General features: G+C 37.8%; 14 protein-coding genes and 1 other RNA gene. 2 read left to right on the forward strand and 13 right to left on the reverse strand.

The window, feature by feature from the left end; genetic code table 11:
* Nucleotides 1–7: 7 nt before the first annotated feature.
* From J3U73_RS02410 to J3U73_RS02440, 7 genes are all read right to left on the reverse strand, one after another.
* Complete coding sequence (locus J3U73_RS02410; protein ID WP_267409459.1) at nt 8–1,684, reverse strand: formate--tetrahydrofolate ligase; 1,677 nt, start codon at nt 1,682–1,684, stop codon at nt 8–10.
* A gap of 213 nt (nt 1,685–1,897) precedes the next feature.
* Nucleotides 1,898–2,236 carry an acyltransferase gene (locus J3U73_RS02415; RefSeq protein ID WP_220269643.1) on the reverse strand — a complete coding sequence of 113 codons (339 nt, stop codon included), beginning with the start codon at nt 2,234–2,236 and terminating at the stop codon, nt 1,898–1,900.
* 13 nt (nt 2,237–2,249) lie between these two features.
* Nucleotides 2,250–3,479 carry a metallophosphoesterase family protein gene (locus J3U73_RS02420; protein ID WP_267409460.1) on the reverse strand — a complete coding sequence of 410 codons (1,230 nt, stop codon included), beginning with the start codon at nt 3,477–3,479 and terminating at the stop codon, nt 2,250–2,252.
* A complete protein-coding gene (locus tag J3U73_RS02425) occupies nt 3,476–4,600 on the reverse strand; it encodes a THUMP domain-containing class I SAM-dependent RNA methyltransferase (protein WP_267409461.1) in 1,125 nt (374 codons plus the stop codon). Before J3U73_RS02425 ends, J3U73_RS02420 begins: the two co-directional genes overlap by 4 nt.
* A gap of 68 nt (nt 4,601–4,668) precedes the next feature.
* An RNA gene (gene rnpB / locus J3U73_RS02430) (RNase P RNA component class B) lies at nt 4,669–5,038 on the reverse strand.
* A gap of 26 nt (nt 5,039–5,064) precedes the next feature.
* Nucleotides 5,065–5,499, reverse strand: a complete 435-nt coding sequence (locus tag J3U73_RS02435; protein WP_103751624.1) for a DivIVA domain-containing protein — start codon at nt 5,497–5,499, stop codon at nt 5,065–5,067.
* A gap of 95 nt (nt 5,500–5,594) precedes the next feature.
* Nucleotides 5,595–6,164, reverse strand: coding sequence for a DUF1273 domain-containing protein (locus J3U73_RS02440; RefSeq protein WP_267409462.1), 570 nt, complete (start codon nt 6,162–6,164; stop codon nt 5,595–5,597).
* A 69-nt stretch (nt 6,165–6,233) separates the two neighbouring features.
* Here J3U73_RS02440 and recU point away from each other — a divergent pair, with 69 nt between their 5' ends.
* Both recU and J3U73_RS02450 read left to right on the forward strand, forming a co-directional pair.
* The gene (gene recU, locus J3U73_RS02445; RefSeq protein WP_220221143.1) at nt 6,234–6,866 is read left to right on the forward strand and encodes a Holliday junction resolvase RecU; all 633 of its coding nucleotides are present in this window, start codon (nt 6,234–6,236) and stop codon (nt 6,864–6,866) included.
* Entirely contained in the window at nt 6,856–9,201 is a 2,346-nt protein-coding gene (locus tag J3U73_RS02450; RefSeq protein WP_267409463.1) for a transglycosylase domain-containing protein, read from the forward strand. The genes recU and J3U73_RS02450 overlap by 11 nt, the downstream gene beginning before the upstream one ends.
* Before the next feature lie 58 nt (nt 9,202–9,259).
* Here the strand turns inward: J3U73_RS02450 and nth are convergent, their stop codons facing one another.
* The 6 genes from nth to addA form a co-directional block, all read right to left on the reverse strand.
* On the reverse strand, nt 9,260–9,886 hold the full coding sequence (nth, locus tag J3U73_RS02455) for an endonuclease III (protein ID WP_103751627.1): 627 nt from the start codon (nt 9,884–9,886) through the stop codon (nt 9,260–9,262).
* Complete coding sequence (locus J3U73_RS02460) at nt 9,887–10,528, reverse strand: DnaD domain protein (protein ID WP_267409464.1); 642 nt, start codon at nt 10,526–10,528, stop codon at nt 9,887–9,889.
* A 77-nt stretch (nt 10,529–10,605) separates the two neighbouring features.
* Nucleotides 10,606–11,904: an asparagine--tRNA ligase gene (asnS, locus tag J3U73_RS02465; RefSeq protein WP_267409465.1), complete on the reverse strand. Its 1,299-nt coding sequence runs from the start codon at nt 11,902–11,904 to the stop codon at nt 10,606–10,608.
* Between the two features lie 66 nt (nt 11,905–11,970).
* Entirely contained in the window at nt 11,971–12,456 is a 486-nt protein-coding gene (locus J3U73_RS02470; RefSeq protein ID WP_267409466.1) for a hypothetical protein, read from the reverse strand.
* Nucleotides 12,446–15,235 carry a helicase C-terminal domain-containing protein gene (locus J3U73_RS02475; RefSeq protein ID WP_267409467.1) on the reverse strand — a complete coding sequence of 930 codons (2,790 nt, stop codon included), beginning with the start codon at nt 15,233–15,235 and terminating at the stop codon, nt 12,446–12,448. The genes J3U73_RS02470 and J3U73_RS02475 overlap by 11 nt, the downstream gene beginning before the upstream one ends.
* A gap of 22 nt (nt 15,236–15,257) precedes the next feature.
* Complete coding sequence (gene addA / locus J3U73_RS02480; protein ID WP_267409468.1) at nt 15,258–18,875, reverse strand: helicase-exonuclease AddAB subunit AddA; 3,618 nt, start codon at nt 18,873–18,875, stop codon at nt 15,258–15,260.
* Nucleotides 18,876–18,877 lie beyond the last annotated feature (2 nt).

The raw sequence follows: 18,877 nt of genomic DNA on the forward strand, positions 1-18,877 counted from the left end.
AATATTTTTAGAATAAACCACTTATTTTTCCGTTATTATCAACGTCAATATCAAGAGCAGCTGGATGTTTTGGTAAACCCGGCATGTCTAAAACATGACCAGTCGTAATTACAATGAACCCAGCACCGTTCTTTAAACTTGCACCCTTAACATGCAAGGTGAAATCAGTTGGTGCACCTAAAAGCTTTTGATTGTCAGTAAATGAATATTGCGTTTTGGCAATAATAACAGGTAATTTATCTTTACCAATTTTCTCTAGTTCTTGAATATCTTTTTCGGCCTTATCGCTATATTCAACGTTTTTAGCGTGATAGATCTTTTTAGCGACTTTCTCAATCTTAGTCTTAACCGGATCACTTTCGCTGTATGTTGTTTCTAACTGAGCTTGACCAGAATTAGCAAGATCGACTACTGCTTTGGCAGCCTCAACGCCACCCTTTGAACCTTGCTCATGGTAATCAACGACAATTGCATCAATTCCCTGCTCTTTGACCAGTTTCTGCAGCAAAGCTAATTCCGCTGGTGTATCGGTGGTGAAGTGGTTGATCAAAACAATTACAGGTACATGATAATTGCGCATATTATTCATATGCTGTTCAAGATTTTTAAATCCAGTACGTAAAGCAGCAAGATTTTCTTCATCTAAATGATCAGTTGTACTTTCAGCTTGATACTTCAAGGCACGGACAGTAGCGACTACTACACTCGCATCAGGCTTTCGTTCTAAGTGCTTAGAGACAAAATCCATAAATTTTTGACCGCCTAAATCGCTACCAAAACCGGCTTCTGTCAACGTGTAATCACTAAGATGCAATGCTAAGTTGGTAGCCATAACTGTATTGGCACCATGAGCAATATTGGCAAAAGGACCACCATGAACTAAGGCTGGTGTGTGTTCAATTGTTTGAACTAAGTTAGGCTTCAAAGCATTTGATAATAATGCTGCAATCGCGCCTTCGAATTTCAAGTCCTTAACGAAAACTGGTTGATCATCTTTAGTGTAGCCAACTAACATTAAGCCAATTCGTTTTTTAAGATCATCAATATCAGTGGCTAAACATAAAATAGCCATTAATTCATTTGCTACTGTAATTGCAAAGCTTGATTGGTGTTCAACACCGTTAAACTTTGATCCTTGGCCAACAGTAATATTGCGCAAACTGCGGTCGTTAACATCAATTCCGCGCTTTAGCACAATTCGATTTGGATCAAGTCCGATTTCATTACCCTGGTAAATATAGTTATCAACCAAAGCCGCTAAAGTATCAATAGCGGCAGTCAGTGCATGCATGTCACCTGTAAAATGTAAATTGATATCTTCCATTGGAATTACTTGCGCTTGGCCTCCGCCAGTAGCGCCGCCTTTAAGTCCAAATACAGGTCCCATTGAGGGCTCGCGCAAAGCAATCATAGTTTTTTGATGCAATTGATTATTGATAGCGTCCCCCAGACCAATAGTCATGGTGGATTTGCCCTCACCTGCTGGTGTTGGGGAAATAGATGTCACTAAAATCAACTTGCCCAAATGACCGTTAGCCATTGTCTTGTTAATAGCTTGCCAATTGATTTTGGCCTTATCAAAACCGTAAGGTTCAAGGTCATTTTCGCTTAAACCAACTTTTGCTGCAATTTCTTTGATAGGTAATGCGTGAGCTTCTTGTGCAATTTGAATATCTGTTTTCATTGCGCATGCCTCTTTCTATTTAATTTAGTTAATGAATAATTTTATATTGTCATTTTAGTTATTTGCCTTTTCATATTAGAATTTAGGTCCCACCTTTTTATTAATCAGGTTCAATTATACCAAATTTTTCCCCATAAATACTTTTTAATAGATATCTGGTGACAAATTTTAGTTTCAATATAGAATTAATCGACACTAATAAATAATTGTTGTTTAATTTTGTTTTTCGATGCGCAATAATAGGTATTTTTCTAATTCAGTTACCTTAACTTGATAAATTGTTAACCAGTTGAAACGGCTAATCAGTTGAGGTTGCTTGTTTTCATTAATTTTTCGCTTAAATGGTAACTTTAAGCAATTATTTTGCCAATAAGAATTGAAGTAGGTGTATAACACCAGTAAAAAGAAAAGTATTCCTGCGATAATTGCGGGCCAATTAATAGCTTTTGTACTCTCATAAGCGAAAATTAAGCAGAGAAAAAGCACCACTAATAGCCAACTGTAATAAATTAAGCCTACTCTACCTAAGATCATAAAATGCTTTTTTTTCATAAAACCTTCTCAATTAATAATTAAGTGTGACAGATAGATTACTGTGATCGGTCGTATCATAAAGAGTTTTTAAATATTTACTAAAACGGGGATGATCAGCCACCAATGCTTTAAATTCAGGCGAAGCATATAAATCATGTAGCTGCTTTTCACTAAGATGGTTGTGTCCGGTAAAGTAGTTATAATTCATTTCAATAAACAATTGATTTATTTTGTTCAGTCTAGATGATTTTTGATTAGCCAAAGAATCTTTCTGCTTTGAATTCGTACTGAGATTACGTAGCTGAATATTTTTTAAATATTGGTGAAAATTAGTTAGTAACGGATTCTGGCGCTGTTTAGCGCTTAAATACGGCGTCATTTCAAATGTCTGTCGCTGATAAGTTAAAGAAGTTGGGTCCAGCTTAACAATGCCATATGCTTGGTCGTAAGAGCAAAAGCTTGAAGTTACGATTTCAGTCGTTGGTGTTCTGTCTTGCGGACCAACGATATTTTGTGCATGAATATGCCCAGAAAAGGCGGCTTTAATGTCATAATCTTTACATAGTTGTCGCAGTAAAGGTGCATTATTTAACACAAAGCCACGATTAACTGCTGGATTATGAACATAAAGATTGTGATGCATAAAAAGTAGCGGTCGCAAATGATGCTTTTTTGCATAAGTTAGCTGTTTTTCTAACCAAACAATTTGCTCTTCGCTAATTTGTCCTTCGGTCGGAGGAGCACCGATTGCTTCACGCTTGCCGTAAATATTGGAATCTAAAAGTAACAATAAGTATTGCGGATTAAGCTGGACACTATAGCCAAGGCAATAATGGTCTTGACTGAGAGCACATTCATAAGATGAACTAAAAATCCTTTTCCAATCGGTTGGACTAATCTGCTCGGTATAAAGCTGCTGTTCTTCTTTGAAAATCCGTGCCCATCCATCATAAATATCATGATTGCCCGGAATGACAAGTAATTTCGTTGCAGTTAAAGCACTGAATATTTCTTGGAATTTTTTGGCTGACAATAATTCACCGTTAAAAGTGACGTCACCCGTCACAATGATTGCGGCTGGCTTTTTATCATTAACCAATTGGCAAAAGGCACTAAGCGCTATTTCTTGGTAGGCCAGGTCTTTACCTTGACTGGTTTTTTGAATTTCTTGAAAGGCCGTTTTATCATCATGGAGACAATCTGCAATCAAATGAGTGTCAGTAATAATCCAAAATTCAGTGTTTAGCTTGTCAGTAATCATTTTTTCTTTGCCCAATATTGATAGAAATCAACCCGCAAATTGCCGTTAAACAGCTTCCTTTTTTTGGTCGCTTTTTTACCAAAAAATTCTTCAAAAAGGGGATCACCGACTAAATAATATTGACTAAAGTCATCATATTTGAGCAAGGCCTCGCCCATCTGCTGGTATAACTCTTCAGCGGATTTCTTTTCTTTTAATCGCTTACCATAAGGTGGATTTGCAATAATCACACCATTTTTCAAATCAGTAGCAAAATCTTTTACAGCGACCTGTTTAAAATAAATGTCTTGCAAAACGCCAGCATTATTGGCATTTAATTTAGCAATTTCTAAAATTGACTGATCAATATCACAAGCCCAAATTGGTTGCTCAAGTGGTTTTACTTGCGTGCGCGCTTCTTCTACAGCTTCCTCATGCAAAGATTGATCAAACCAATCAAAGCCATCAAAAGCAAATTTACGCCAAGAACCTGGCGCAATATTTCTGCCAATTAATGCGGCTTCAATTGCCAAAGTTCCGGAACCAGTCATTGGATCAATTAACGGATGACTGCCATCATAAGGCGTCAGTTTAATTAAGGAAGCACTAAAATTTTCTTTTAGCGGTGCACCACCATGCTCAATTCGGTATCCCCGTTTAAATAAACTGGCACCAGTAGTGTCAAGAGAAATTCGCGCAACATCTTTATAAATATGAATATCTAGCGGATACTCATTACCACTTTCCGGCAAAAATCCACGGCGATGGTATTGATCTGACATCTTATTGACAATTGCTTTTTTGACAATTGACTGTATGCCTGGTTCTGAATGTAATTTAGATCGAACTGCCCTTCCCTGAACTGGGAATTTGGCATCAACAGGTAAAAGTTCTGCCCAATCAATATCATATACTTGATTGTAAAGAGTATCGAAATCTAATGCTCGGAATTCTTTAAGTAAAATTTTTACCCGATCAGCAGTTCTAAGCCAGAGATTGGTTTTAACAATATCTGCTTGATCGCCTTTAAAAAAGACCCGACCGTTTTCTGTCTGTGTTTGGTAACCTAACGATTGTAATTCTTTGGCAACAACGCTCTCAAAGCCTGCTCCCATTGTCGTATATAGTTGATATTGCTTCATTATTACTTCTTTCATTCTTTAAAAAAAGCGTTGAGCCCTTTGAAAAGCTCAACGCTGCCAGTGCAAATTTTTATAAGCCACGTTCTGTTCCAGTAATTTTGGCCAAATTACCTTTAGCAGCCATCTATCTTTGCTATTAATAGCAATCCAACCTTTAGTTCAATTCCCTAGGTTGAGACGCCCCCACCCAATTTGGGTTGCACGCTCGCAGGGTTTACCTCGTTCCACCAAGAGCGTTTCCGCTCAAGCTTCGTCACTGTGGCACTTTTCAGAATAATCATGCATATCAAAAATGACTTAGCACTTTTTTCGCCGTAATTGTAACCAATTCTTTAGCTTATTGGGCTAAATACGAACACTACAAGCTTCGCAGCCTGTGCGTGCGTGGACTTTCCTCAGCTCAGTCAATAATAGACCAAACCGCGACTGCTCAAAATTTGTACCATTAAAAATTATACCAGAGCTTAGTCCTTTTGTAACCCATAAACTCGTTGTTCTAGATTATAGACTTTGCGTTCCAGAGTTGAAATGCGTTGAATTATTGCCATGTTCGTTGAACTTTCAGTTTGTGAATCACTGTTCAGTGAGCTGAATGTGTTGTCGCGGCCTTGGCTAGGAGTGTATGTCTTTACTGTTTCTTCAGTATTAACTGGGGTTATTCTCCTAGTCTTTTGCAATTGAACAGCGCTTTGCTTGTGTTGATCGTCCATTAATTGGCCTTGTAATTTGCCAATTTGGCCGTATAAATCCTCAATAATTTGTTCAAAAGTATCATAATCGGCAATCACCTGGTCCAAAAAAGCATCAACTTCGTCTGGATCAATGCCTTTAACCTTGGTTCTGAATTGTTTTTTTAATATATCCTGCGTGGATAGTTTAATGTCTTTTAAATCTGCCATAATGATGACAACTCCTTTATAATTCCCTAGTTTATTCTAGCAAAAAGCACCGGTTCTTAAAACAGAAAAGATAAGTTTAGAAAAAGTTTTAGAAATTATTCGTCAAAGGTATTTCCTTCCTGTTCAGACTGGTATTCCTCAGCAGCATCTTGAAGATCATAAAAATCAATTAATTCTAGTGGATAATTATTGGCTTCCTGGTATTTTTTGATTAAATTATAATCAAACTTAGGTTTGCCAGGACTTTCTAAATCATAAACCATTAATGCGCTGTCAGTGTGCATCAACATAAAATTTTGATAATTCCTTAATTGCACAGGGCTTTGATAAGGCTTATTTGAAGTTGCAGCAAAAAAGTCGACCTGATTTTTGAGGCTTAAAAATTTAGCTTGGTTATTTTCGTTCCACCTAGACGCAAATTCCTCATAAGGAATAATCATTGAAACTCTTAAGGGGTATTTTTGCCTTAATTCAACGGCAACCTCACTAGTCCACTGTTCAACGCCAAGATTTGCCCCGGTGATTACCCAATCGAGTTGTCCATCCTCTAACATTTCTGTTAAACGTTTTTCTATTACAAACTTGATGATTTTTATTTTAGGATCTTTTTCACCAAAAGTGTTCAGTTCATAATTGCGGTACCCAGTAACCCATAGTCGTTGCATATTGAAAGAGATAGCTCCTTGTTCAAAAACTTTTCCTTTATTGCTATAATGCTAGCAGGAGTGAGATTGATGGTCAAATATCCAAGCGGTAGTTCTGCCGCATATCGTAAAGCTGCTGAAGAACCAAAAATCAGGAAAAAGTACACGCATCGTGAAAATGTTAATTTTTCTGATCGGGGAATGAATCTTGAGCAGATGATTAACGAATCAAATAAATTTTATCGCATTAAAGAGATTGCGGTAGTACATAAAAAACCAACACCAATCCAAATTGTTAAGGTAGATTACCCGAAAAGATCACGAGCAGTTATTAAAGAAGCTTATTTTCGCCAAGAATCGACAACGGACTATAATGGAGTGTATCAGGGTTATTATTTAGACTTTGAGGCTAAAGAAACTAAAAATAAAACAAATTTTCCGTTAAAAAATTTTCATGAGCACCAGATTATTCACTTAGAACAGTGCTTGAAACAAAAAGGAATTTGTTTTACCATTATTGGTTTCACGGTTTTAAATAGGTACTTCGTTACGCCAGCAAGTAAAATTATTGAGGCTTGGTGGGACAAGGACAAAAGCTCGGTCACGTTAAAAGAAGTTGAAAAATGGTCAATTGAAATTAAAAGCGGCTTTCAACCTACCTTACCTTATTTAAAAGCTGTAGATCATTTTATCGCAGATAGGAAATTGAATAATGGCAAATAGAAATTATAATTCAAACAATGGACGCGAATCACGAAAAGATTACCGCGAAAATTTACCTAAACCAAGGTGGCACCGTGTAGTTAAATTGCTCTTGATGGCTATTTTTCTATTATTGCTTTCCGGTGTTGGTCTTTTTGCATATTATGCTAAGGATGCGCCTAACATTAGTAGGGCTAGTCTTGAAAGTGGTGGTTCTACCGCCTTTTATACCCCAAACGGCAAGTTTTTATTATCTCTTGGTTCAGAAAAAAGAATCTATGCTAAAGATAGTCCAGACATGCAACTGTTAAAAGATGCAATCGTCTCTGTCGAAGACAAGCGCTTTTACAAGGATAAATTGGGAATTGACCCAATCAGAATTGTCGGTTCCATGTTAAGCAATGCTAAAAGTCAAAGTATTTCTGCGGGTGGTTCAACGATTACGCAGCAACTCGTTAAACTTAGTGTGTTCTCCACTGATGCATCACAGAGAACCTTAAGGAGAAAAGCACAAGAAGCTTGGCTAGCAATGCGAGTTCAACGTGAATATACCCATGATGAAATTCTGGAATTTTATATTAATAAGGTTTACATGAATTACGGTAATTATGGTATCGGCACGGCTGCTAACTATTATTATGGTAAGAAAATTGGCGAATTAGATCTATCACAAACTGCACTTTTGGCTGGGATGCCTAACAGACCAACGATTTATAACCCATACGTTTATCCTAAATATGCCAAATATCGGCGTGACATTGTTTTGCAGGCTATGCTTGATAATAAAAAAATTACTAAAGCCCAGTACAATCAAGCACGAAAAGAAAGCATCAAAAAGGGCCTAAAGCCACATCAACAAAAGAACCAGTCAAATATTCGTAAAATTGATGATCCTTACATCAAGGAAGCAGTTCAAGAAGTTAAAAATAAGGGCTTTGACCCCTACCGTGACAATTTAAAGATTACATTAAACATTAATCAAAAAGCCCAAAGAAAGCTTTATGAATTAGCAAATAATGGTCAAGTACCATTTACCAGCGATACTATGCAGGTGGGTGCTACGGTAGTAGATCCAAGCAATGGCCATGTTGTAGCAATAATTGGTGGCCGGCATATTCCGTCAACGGTTCAATTAGGTCTTGATCGAGCAGTTCAAACTAGTCGCTCTACTGGTTCTTCAATAAAACCCGTTCTTGATTATGGTCCAGCTATTGAATATTTAAACTGGTCAACTGCTAAAGTACTGGATGACAGTAAATATTACTACCCTGGAACTAGTATCCAACTTTATGATTGGGATAATAAGTATGAAGGCCAAATGACTATGCGGCACGCATTAGAGCAGTCTAGAAATGTTCCGGCTGTTAAAACTCTAAAAGAGGTCGGCATTAGACGCGCTTCTAGGTTTGCCCGGCAAATGGATATTAATGTGCCAAAGACAGCAGGTCTATCCGTAGGTATTGGCGCAGACGCATCGAGCCTACAAATGGCAGGTGCATATGGTGCCTTTGCTACAATGGGGATTTACCACAAACCACAATTTGTTTCCAAAATTGAAACACCTGACGGTTTAGTAAGAAACTATGATTCCGAAGGAATTCGGGTGATGAGTAAAGCTACCGCTTATATGATCACTGATATGTTAAAGGGTGTTATCAAGCATGGTTCTGGAACCAATGCGCAAATCAGAGGTTTATACCACGCCGGTAAAACCGGTTCCGTTAAATACTCTAACCAAGAATTAACTCGTTATCCTGGTTATGGCGCAACACCTAAAGATTCTTGGTTTGTAGGTTATACACAGAGCTATTCAATGGGAGTTTGGACAGGCTATGATAATTTGAAGGATGGAACTATTTCAGGTATTGGCCAGCAATCTGCTCAATTGCTTTATAAAAATATGATGTCCTATCTTATGAGCAATAAAGAAAATGTTGATTGGCAAAAACCAGATTCAGTCATTAGAGCTAGAATAATTAAAAATTCTAATCCTCCTGTTGTTTCTTCAACTGGTGAATGGCAACTGTTTGTTCGTGGGCATGCTCCAGCGGGAATTGTTGATGACAGTAGTGATTATGATAGTTCTGAGGAACAGACTGGCAGCAATTCAACTCAGAGTAATTATTACGAGCAAAACAGAACTATTACCCGTAAAAAGAGACCAACTGAATCACAGTCTGATGAAAATAAAAATGATGCTGGCCATGATCGTGATCAGACAAATAATGGTAATAATTCACCGGAAAATAAACCAAATAATCATGATAATGACAGCTCTCATTCAAATTCAAACGAAAATGCTGATAATCATGAAGGCAATAACAATCCGGCTAATGACGGCGAACATGATCATTAATAATTAAAAATAAAAATGCCATAGCTAATTTACAGCTATGGCATTTTTGTATGCGGTGTTATTGTTTTTTCAAATATGAATATGGATCTTCTTTATCTCTTGCTGTCATAGAATAACGACCAAATAAAATCATTGCGTGATGAGTGTGGATCCACTCGCTTTTTGGTAATATTTCTTCTAGTCGTTTTTCAATTTCCAGTGGCTTGGCATTTTGCGGTACGATATGAAATCTTTTTGAGATTCGGGAAACATGTGTATCAACAGCAATAGCCGGTACACCAAAGCCGTCAGCTAAAACTACATTTGCAGTCTTCTCGCCCACTCCGGGCAATGTCACTAACGTTTTCTTATCTTCAGGAATCTGACCAGCAAATTTGTCCACCAAAATTTGGGCGGTTTCTTTTAAGTGCTTGGCCTTAGAATGATAGAGACCAATTTTTGAAATATGGTGCTCAATATCGGTAATTGATGCTTGCGCTAAAGAGCTTGGATCTGGATAATCCGCAATAAATTTAGGCATGATTCTGTTAACCATTTTATCAGTCGTTTGAGCACTCATTAACACGGCACAAAGTAAATGAAATTTATTATCCCAAATCAATTCACTTTTTGCATCAGGGTACATCTCGTTTATGGCACGCAAGACTTTTCTTGCTTCTGCTGTACTTAATAATTTTTCAGGCATTTACCGGTTCCTTTGTAAAAATTTTTGCACTTCACTTGTTGTTTTTAGGTTGTGCCGCTGCCAGTTAAGAAGCACGCGGTCAACATACTTTAAACTATATGCTTGCGACAGTACAGCCTCTCTCAACGCCAACTTGATAATTTCCGGATCATAATGATCAACCTTCAACCAGGCGGCAACTTCTTCTCGTTCGATTGGACTAAGATAACGGCCAAATTCAATTTCAAATTGCCGCATTAACTGGTTTAACGGACTATTATCAACAGTTGAAGAGCTGCTTTCAGTTACTCCTTCTTTACCATTAGGCAAAACATTCTTGGCTAACAACTCATCGAGTTTTATATATAATTGGTCCAGATTAAATTGATTGCCAATCCGGCCCTTCTTATCAGTGACTTGGTCGATTGCCAAGTAATTTTTTTCAATTAGGCGCTGAATAATATCAGCGATTTCGGCTGAAGAAAAATTAGTGTTAGCGGCGATCTGTTCGTTAGAGGGAAAATTCTCACCTTTTTGAGCAAATAATTCAAGTTGCATAATTAAGATTATTTCAGAGTCACTAATTTTAAGTTGCGGATAATAAGCTAATAAACCATTGGAAAAAGTTGTAAATCCAAGAGTTCGGTAATCATTGTAATGCATGATAATTTTCTCTCCTTTAAAAAAGTTGAACTAAAATATTTTAGTTCAACTTTTTTAATTATTTAGTTAATGCAAATTTATGGCTTAACCCGGTTAATCATTCTTGGGAATGGAATAGCTTCGCGAACATGATCTAATTTGCAAATCCAAGCAATTACACGCTCAAAGCCCATACCAAAGCCTGAGTGAGGAACACTACCATATTTACGTAAGTCAAGATACCAATCATAATTTTCTTCTTTAAGACCGGCTTCTTTAATTTGCTCTTTCAGAGTGTCGTAGTCACTTTCACGTTCAGAACCACCCATAATTTCGCCATAGCCCTCTGGAGCCAAAACATCGGCACATAAATATTCCTTAAGGTTATCTGGATTTTTCTTCATGTAGAATGGCTTAATTGCCGTTGGGTAATTAACAATAAAAAATGGCCGGTCAAATTTTTCAGAAATGAATGCTTCGTCTGGAGCACCAAAATCATCGCCCCACTTGAAATCTCTGCCATCTTCTTGAAGCATTTTAACCGCATCATCATAAGATAAACGGGTATAGTTGCCTTCTGCAGCAGGCCGCAGTTTTTCCTTATCACGGCCGAGTAATTCTAATTCGTAATCGCAGTTTTCCAAGACTTGTTTAACAACGTATGATAAAAAGCGTTCTTGAATATCCAAAGACTCATCTTGGTGCATCCAGGCCATTTCAGGTTCCATCATCCAAAATTCAGTAAGATGACGTCTTGTCTTAGATTCTTCTGCTCTAAAAGTAGGACCGAAAGTGAAAATCTTACCAAAGGCTTCAGCGCCTACTTCACCATAAAGCTGACCAGATTGTGATAAATAAGCATCGCCACCAAAGTATTCGGTATGGAATAGCTCCGTGGTACCTTCAGGAGCTGAATGCATAAAAATTGGAGCATCAAATTTAACGAAGCCCTCGTTTTCAAAGAAATCAACCGTTGCCTTAAAGATGGTGTTTCTAATGCGCATGATTGCAAATGGTCTTCTGCTACGCAACCATAAGTGCCGGTGATCAAGCAAGAATTCAATTCCGTGTTCTTTATTCCCGATTGGGTAGCCTTCATTATTAGTGACAACCTTTAAATCAGAAATTTGAATTTCATAGCCGAAATGAGAACGATCATCTTGGTGAACAGTTCCTGTGATGTAAAAGCTAGCTTCTTGGTGCAATGATTTTGCTGCTTCAAAAACTTCATCTGTAACATCATTTTTTCTAACTATTCCTTGGAAAAATGCAGTTCCATCACGTAACTGTAAAAATACGATTTTTCCACTTGACCGTTTATCAGTCAGCCAAACATGCATTTGAACTTCTTCATCAACATGCTTTGAACAATCTCTAATTGAAATTAATTTTGTCATAAACTTTTATTCCACTTTCCTTATCATATCAACTTAATAATACCAAAGTTTTGTTAAATAAGCGACTTAACCTAGTAAATTTCCGTTTTTAAATTCATAGAGTTTGTAATGGTAGTCACCTGAGCTATTTTTACCCGCTACTTCCCAAACCGCTTTGTTACGATACCAACCCAAGTTAACCGCAGTAATTTTATCATCTGGATACTTAGTTCCATATTTATTTCTAACTGCTGTCTCACTAACGCCCTTTTTACTAGATAAAAGGTAGGCTTTCTTCGAGGCGGGTAAATAAATGAAGTAATAGGTTTGGCTGTTTTTAGCAATGCCTTTAGCGGAGTAACTATTAACACCGCGATCTAAATGATAGTTTCGCTCAATTTTTTTAATCGGTGATTTTTGCAAGACTATTTGATTAAGCTCACGTGTTTCATTTCGTACGGGACTGCTTGCTTTATAAAAAATAAGCAGTAATGAAAAATAGAGCACAACAATAATGGCAATTAGCCAAGCAATAAATTTAAGCGTTTGTTTTGTGTCGTCTTCAATTATCATAATTATCCAACTTATTCCGTAAATCTTTTATCAAAATTTTTCTTGTTGTTACAGGTATTGCGTTTAAAAATACTTTACCATAATCTTTGCTCCAAATCCGTGAATCCAAAATTAAGAACTGACCATGATCTTTTTCGCCACGAATTAGGCGTCCCATGCCCTGCTTAAACCGAATAATTGCCCGTGGCATCGTATCATTTTGGAAAACATTAATGCCCTTTTTTTGCAATTGGCGTTGACGTAAACGGACTTCCGGCTGGTCGGGGGATTCAAATGGTAGTTTAGCGGCAATAACTAAATCAATCCGACATTCATGAAAATCAATTCCTTCCCAGAAACTATCTGCTCCGATTAAAATAGCCTTTTGCGCAATCGCAAACCTTTTGGTAATGCGGTTATTAGAGCCGGATACACCTTGGGCTAAAATTTCAAAGTCACGTAGATTAGGCGAATTTAAAATGGCACTAAAGACTTCTTTTATTTTATCTAAATTAGTCATTAAAACTAGAATATGGCTTTTCTGACTCAAGTCATTTTCTAGAATGTTAGCCAGCTGCTGATCATATTGCGGCGTGTCAATAGCAGGGAAGTCTTTCACGGCTAAAACCTGCAAATGCTGATCAAGTTTAAATGTGCTGCTACCAATAAATTTTTCCGGATGTAAATCAGTTAAAGCTAACTGTTTAATTGTAAAGGAAAAATCATTATCATTTGTCAAAGTAGCACTAACAAAGCAAAGATGGTCAAAACGAGCGTAAATTTGTTTTAATTCACTGGAAGCGTCTAATGTCATCCAGCTCAGATTAACACTTAACGGATCCTGGGGATTGGTTAAAGTCAGTAAAAATCCTTCCTGAGTTAAAACTTCCTTGGTATGAAGAATATCTGATAGCTGGTAGCTTTTAGTAATATAAAAATCAAGACGATCAATTTGATCAGTTAACTCACTTAAAACAGCATCCCTCTGCAATTCCGAATTATCAGTTTCATTATACAGCTTAAATAAAATGGCATTAGTCTGCTGCCGGACATCTTCTAATTTGCGTTGAAACTCTCCAAGTTTCGGTAAAAATGGACTCTCACTAGCGAATAAATCCGTGCCCTCAAAACTTAAGAGCAGATTACCATTTGGCAAGATATTTTTATTTACCGCTTGCTCGTTTTGGGCAAATAATATTCTCTGTAACTGGTTGATGACGTGAATCAAGTCCAATATCGCCGGATCTAATTTTTCTAGTAAAAAGTTGACTGAAACATCATTACCATACTGGTTAAATACGCTATCTTCAGCATAAAACAAAAGATTGCGCAAATGATTGAGTACGCCCCAAAGTGATTCAAACTGAAATGAATCATTCCGCGAATTGATTACGCTATCGACAAAACGGTGAGCTTCATCGATCACCAAATAAGGATTTTGCCCCCAGATTGTGTCGTTGTAATGATTGGCCAAATAGGCGTGGTTAGTAATTAAAATATCGGCTTCTTCTTGCTTTTGCCGCGCTAAATTCCAAAAATCGACTTTAGCAAAACTACTACCTACCCGGGCATCCCCCGGATGAGCTATCTGAACAAACAACGGTGCCTTATAGTTAGTCAGCTGTAATTCATCTAGATCTCCCGTTTTAGTCTCCGTTAACCACACCAAGATTCGCATTTGCAAGACTAGCGTCATTTTGTTAGGCGTTCCTTGGTATAGACTTTGGTAAAAGCCATCTAAATCGAGATAATGACTACTTGATTTCACCACTTCTGCAGTTAAATCAAGGTCAGTGACCTTAAGCAATTGGGGAATTTCTTGCGTGATAATCTGATCCTGCAAAACTTTAGTTGGCGTCGCCACCACAAGCTTTCGACTCGTATATAAATGATAGGAATAAGCAAACAAATAGGAAAAAGTTTTACCAGTACCATTGGGTGCTTCAACCAATAACGCCCTTTGATCAGGATTCTTGATGAACTGATTAATTTGGTTGATTAAATCAACTTGTGGCTGCCGGTAATTAATTTTTCCTTTAAATAGCTGATGCTTGGCTTTATTACTGAGAGGAAAAGATGCATTTGAGCCATTACTGTGCTCTGGAATTTTAGTCTGTTGTTTTTGCAAAATAATATTGCGGACCTGCACGTAGTTTTTACCTAGTGGTCTTTTAGTTATCCGCAACTCATCTGCAATTGTGGTAAAAATCCAGGAAGTATCTCGGATAAGACCGTGCGCAAGAGAACTTAACGTATTCAGTGTGGCTTGCGGCAATGTTTCCAATTTGTTGATAATCTTAAGCAGTAACACAGCCGTCCCGTATGCATCTGAATCAGCTTTATGCGGATTTAGGTGTGGGATGTTTAGCTGATTAGTTAGATCTGTCAGCTTATATGATGGTAAAGTCGGAAATGCAATCTTAGCCAGTTCAACTGTATCGATTGCCCTATTGGTTAAAGCCTCATAGCCATGCTGCACTAGCTCATAATTAAGAAACGGCAAGTCAAAATTTACATTATGCGCCACAAAGACCGCATCTTTTAAGATAGCAATAATCTTTGGAGCATAATAAGAAAAGTCCTTTTGCTGAGCTACATCTGAATTATGAATATGCGTAAGGTTCTGAATTGCTAAAGGGATGTCACGGTGAGGATTAATCATAAAAGAGTAGGTTTTAACAACCTTCATATTTTTGATGATGGCACAGCCAAACTGGATAATATGATTGTCCTCTTCGCGCTGGGTTCCGGTTGTTTCCAGATCAACGACTGCAAATGTCTCCTTAGCAAATAATGTCATTAAATTCGACCTCCTTTCTTTTCTACTTAATTTCGACGATTTTTTGCGCTGCCAGTAAAATTAGGTATTTGTGCGTTACCTTTTTGTTAGCAAACGAATTTAAAGCCTGCTCATAAAGTCGTAACTGCCCCGTGTATTTTTGCTTAAGATGATTAATTGCTAAATCCAAATGATTAGGATCGAGATAATCAGTTTTATAGTCAAATAGTATTATGCCATCATTTTGGATGAAGTAACCATCAATTGTACCGTGAATTAAAATTTTAGCATTTGGATCACTAAAATGGTCAAATAAGCTACTTGCCGAAAGTAAACTAGAAAATTCAATTTCACGTTTTAAGTTCTCCGGCTTTTGCCAAAATTCACGGGTAAAGTCGCTATGAACAAACCAGTTAATCTGTTCTTTATTTAAATCCGGTACAATAGCGGAATTTAGTTTATCTTGCTTAACCAAAGAAGCAATTTCATCATCTAACTGCTGGTCGTCACCCTTGCCGTGATAATCATAATATTGTAACAGCAGGTGTGTCGCGGTTCCGATTTCGGCACCGGTAAACTTGGTTGCAAACAAAAAATTAGGCTTAGTATCGATCGGCTGTAAATACCTATTGGTTGATGAGAGCAAATGAGCATTCTCTAGTTCACTGTCCAGCGGATCATTAAAAGCCTTTTTAATTTCTGAAACAGATTGGTAAGCGGTCGTTTGACTAGCATCTTTAAACGGATAAGCAAAATCATAGAGCTTTTTGGCTGTTTGTTTTAAAAGCGTGAAATCCTCTGTAGCGGCCGTTTTTTCTTGTACGGTTTTGGGCCGTGCAATTGTTTCATCTTGGTAGTGAATTAAGAGAAAATCTTCTTGCTCATCTAGTTCCGGGGTGATCTCACTCATCGGCAAAGCTACCTGATGCGTAAAGTTAATGGCTGGACCAATAAAGCTCATTGCGCTGGTAGCATCAATCTTATCGCTTAAGGGTAACTTATGCTCATGATTGAGCTGCTGACTCCAGGTCTGAGTAAGTTTGGGAAAATTCTTTAAGTCAGTCACTAAAATTAACTTCTGCCGTGCTCTAGTCATACCAACGTAAAGTATTCTAGCCTCTTCTTCGAGTAATTGTTTTTTCTTGGCAACATTGTCATATGATTTAAGCAGTGAATCAGCGCGATAATGCTCTTGGCGTAAAGTCAATCCGACATTATCTGCGTTAATAATATAATTTCCACTAAGATCACGCAATTGAAACCGGTGCTGCAACCCAAGATAAAAAACAATGGGAAATTCCAGGCCCTTAGACCCGTGAACAGTCATTAGCCGCACTGAATTGCCTGCTTCTTTAGCCAATAATGGCTGTGCCAGATCCTTTTGGCTACGGCGCATTCTTTCGATAAAGTTAATAAACTGGTAAAGTCCCTTAAAACCGGCACTTTCATATGAGCTTGCCCGTTCATACAGTGCTTCTAAGTTGACCCGACGCTGTTTGCCGTTGGGCAATGCCGTCATGATTTCTAGCAAATTGGTTCGCTCATAAATGCTCCAGACTAATTCGGAAATCCGGTGATTTGTAGCAAATTGTCTTAATTCAGCTAATTGGTTTAAAAAATCCTTTATTTTTTGACTGAGGCCATCGTTAATTGCCACGTAAGAGGTCAAAGCATCATAAAAATTAGTATTTTTGCTATGAATCCGAATTTGGGCTAAATCTTGTTCGCTAAAGTTAAACAGCGGTGAGCGCAGAACAGTTACCAAGGGGATATCTTGATCAGGGTTATCAATAATGCGCAAGTAATTCATAACAATGGTCAATTCAATTGTTTGAAAATAATTTTTGGCATCCGTCACCATTAACGGCAGATCGTTTTTCGCAAATTCCTGCATGATAGCAAGGTTCTCACTCCGGCTACGAGTCAAGATGGCAATATCACTATATTTAAAAGGCCGCTTTTGACCTGTTTGTGGGTCATATACTTCTAAGTGTTCATTTTGAAATTGCTTGATGCGATTAATAACCATGGCTATTTCTGCTGAGTCAATATCTTGCTCCTGCTCCTCATTTAATGAACCCTCTTTTTCATCTTGGTTATGATAAATGATTTCGCATGCAGCGGGAAGTGCAGACGGATAATATTTAGCCCCTAAAACCAACTGCCCTTCTTTTTGGTAGTCAATGCCGCCAAAGTCGGGTGTTAAGATGGTTTTAAACACTTGGTTAACAATTTTGAGAACGGGATTAGTCGAACGAAAGTTTTCGGAAAGCAAAATTCGCTCTTGATCGGTATTTTCTTTCTTCGCCGCCTCTTGGTATTTATGCAAGAAAAGCGTGGGTTCGGCTTGCCTAAAACCGTAAATTGATTGTTTGACGTCACCTACCATAAATAAGTTATTTTGACCGGTTTTCTTAATTAGTTGTAAGATCTTTTCTTGCAACGGATTAATATCCTGGTATTCATCAACTAAAATTTCAGTGAACTTATTTTGGTAAAAGGAGCGTGCCATTTCAGCGTTAGATGTGTCTTGACTTAGGATCTGGTAGGCAAACTGCTCCATATCACTGAAGTCGACCAAATTTTCTGCCCGCTTTAATTCCCCGAAACGTTTGATTAGGGCATTTTCTGCTTTTACAACTGCGGTCATAATTTTTTGGCCACGTTTTAGGATCTCAATTTGCTCATGTTCATCTGTAGCGTAAAAAGACGTGAAGGCAGTAAACACTTGCTCAGCGGCTTCGGCTTTGCGGTCATAACAATTTTGGTAAAAAGCTAGTAGATCCTCATCCCATTTTTTTGACTTACGAAAGGTTCCGGTAAAAAGACAACTACGCAATAACTGCCTTTGGTCGTCGTAATTAGCGTCATTAACTAATCCTTCAAGATACCGGTTTAAGCATTTCTGAAAGATAGTAAAACTTTCCTTAACCTTCGCTAGTTCCTTGGTTTCAATCAATGGGTCGTTAACAATTTGTTCAATTTTATTGCTGAGTTCAGTAAAAGTATTCTTTAAATAAGGTTTAATTTGCTTTTGCCACAGCTTAGTTGTAATTACGCTTTCCCCTACTTCATATTTAGCAGCTAAGCCTTTTAACCAACTGGAATAATCCGGTTTAGCCATTGCGTAAGAGTATAAATCTAAAAGAAGATTTTGCGCTGATTCTGCATCCCTGTCGCCAGCAAAATTATTATAAAAGCTAATGAAGTCCTCGTCATTTGCCTCTAAAAACTCGCTTTCAATTTCGTGCAGTGCTCGTTCACGCATCAATTCGGCTTGCGTTTCATCCGTCAAGACGCTAAAGCTTGGATCAAGATCGATGACGTAGTAAAAGCGATGAATGACGTCTAGGCAAAAGGCATCAATTGTGGAAATATTGGCAGAGTCCACCGCGTTAAGCTGCTGCCTGAGATAGGTTTTGGCAGTCGTCTTGGCTAGCTCAGTTTGCAAAACTTGTTTAATTCGCCCCTTCATTTCTTGGGCTGCTGCCTTAGTAAACGTCACTACTAATAGTTGGTCTACCCTAGTTCCGGCAAGAATTTCTTGCAGCAAACGCTGCACTAAAACGGTGGTTTTGCCACTTCCAGCGGAAGCAGAAACTAAGATGTCGTGTCCGCGATCGGTAATCGCCTTATTTTGGGCTTGAGTAAAATCTGCCATGA

This window comes from Lactobacillus sp. B4005, assembly GCF_026536045.1.
In the GTDB taxonomy this organism is placed as follows: domain Bacteria; phylum Bacillota; class Bacilli; order Lactobacillales; family Lactobacillaceae; genus Lactobacillus; species Lactobacillus panisapium.

Bases quoted from the DNA above. Each gene is read 5' to 3' on its own strand.
- J3U73_RS02410 (WP_267409459.1), bottom strand. From the start codon at position 1,684: ATGAAAACAGATATTCAAATTGCACAAGAAGCTCACGCATTACCTATC.
- J3U73_RS02415 (WP_220269643.1), bottom strand. From the start codon at position 2,236: ATGAAAAAAAAGCATTTTATGATCTTAGGTAGAGTAGGCTTAATTTAT.
- J3U73_RS02420 (WP_267409460.1), bottom strand. From the start codon at position 3,479: ATGATTACTGACAAGCTAAACACTGAATTTTGGATTATTACTGACACT.
- J3U73_RS02425 (WP_267409461.1), bottom strand. From the start codon at position 4,600: ATGAAGCAATATCAACTATATACGACAATGGGAGCAGGCTTTGAGAGC.
- J3U73_RS02435 (WP_103751624.1), bottom strand. From the start codon at position 5,499: ATGGCAGATTTAAAAGACATTAAACTATCCACGCAGGATATATTAAAA.
- J3U73_RS02440 (WP_267409462.1), bottom strand. From the start codon at position 6,164: ATGCAACGACTATGGGTTACTGGGTACCGCAATTATGAACTGAACACT.
- recU (WP_220221143.1), top strand. From the start codon at position 6,234: ATGGTCAAATATCCAAGCGGTAGTTCTGCCGCATATCGTAAAGCTGCT.
- J3U73_RS02450 (WP_267409463.1), top strand. From the start codon at position 6,856: ATGGCAAATAGAAATTATAATTCAAACAATGGACGCGAATCACGAAAA.
- nth (WP_103751627.1), bottom strand. From the start codon at position 9,886: ATGCCTGAAAAATTATTAAGTACAGCAGAAGCAAGAAAAGTCTTGCGT.
- J3U73_RS02460 (WP_267409464.1), bottom strand. From the start codon at position 10,528: ATGCATTACAATGATTACCGAACTCTTGGATTTACAACTTTTTCCAAT.
- asnS (WP_267409465.1), bottom strand. From the start codon at position 11,904: ATGACAAAATTAATTTCAATTAGAGATTGTTCAAAGCATGTTGATGAA.
- J3U73_RS02470 (WP_267409466.1), bottom strand. From the start codon at position 12,456: ATGATAATTGAAGACGACACAAAACAAACGCTTAAATTTATTGCTTGG.
- J3U73_RS02475 (WP_267409467.1), bottom strand. From the start codon at position 15,235: ATGACATTATTTGCTAAGGAGACATTTGCAGTCGTTGATCTGGAAACA.
- addA (WP_267409468.1), bottom strand. From the start codon at position 18,875: ATGGCAGATTTTACTCAAGCCCAAAATAAGGCGATTACCGATCGCGGA.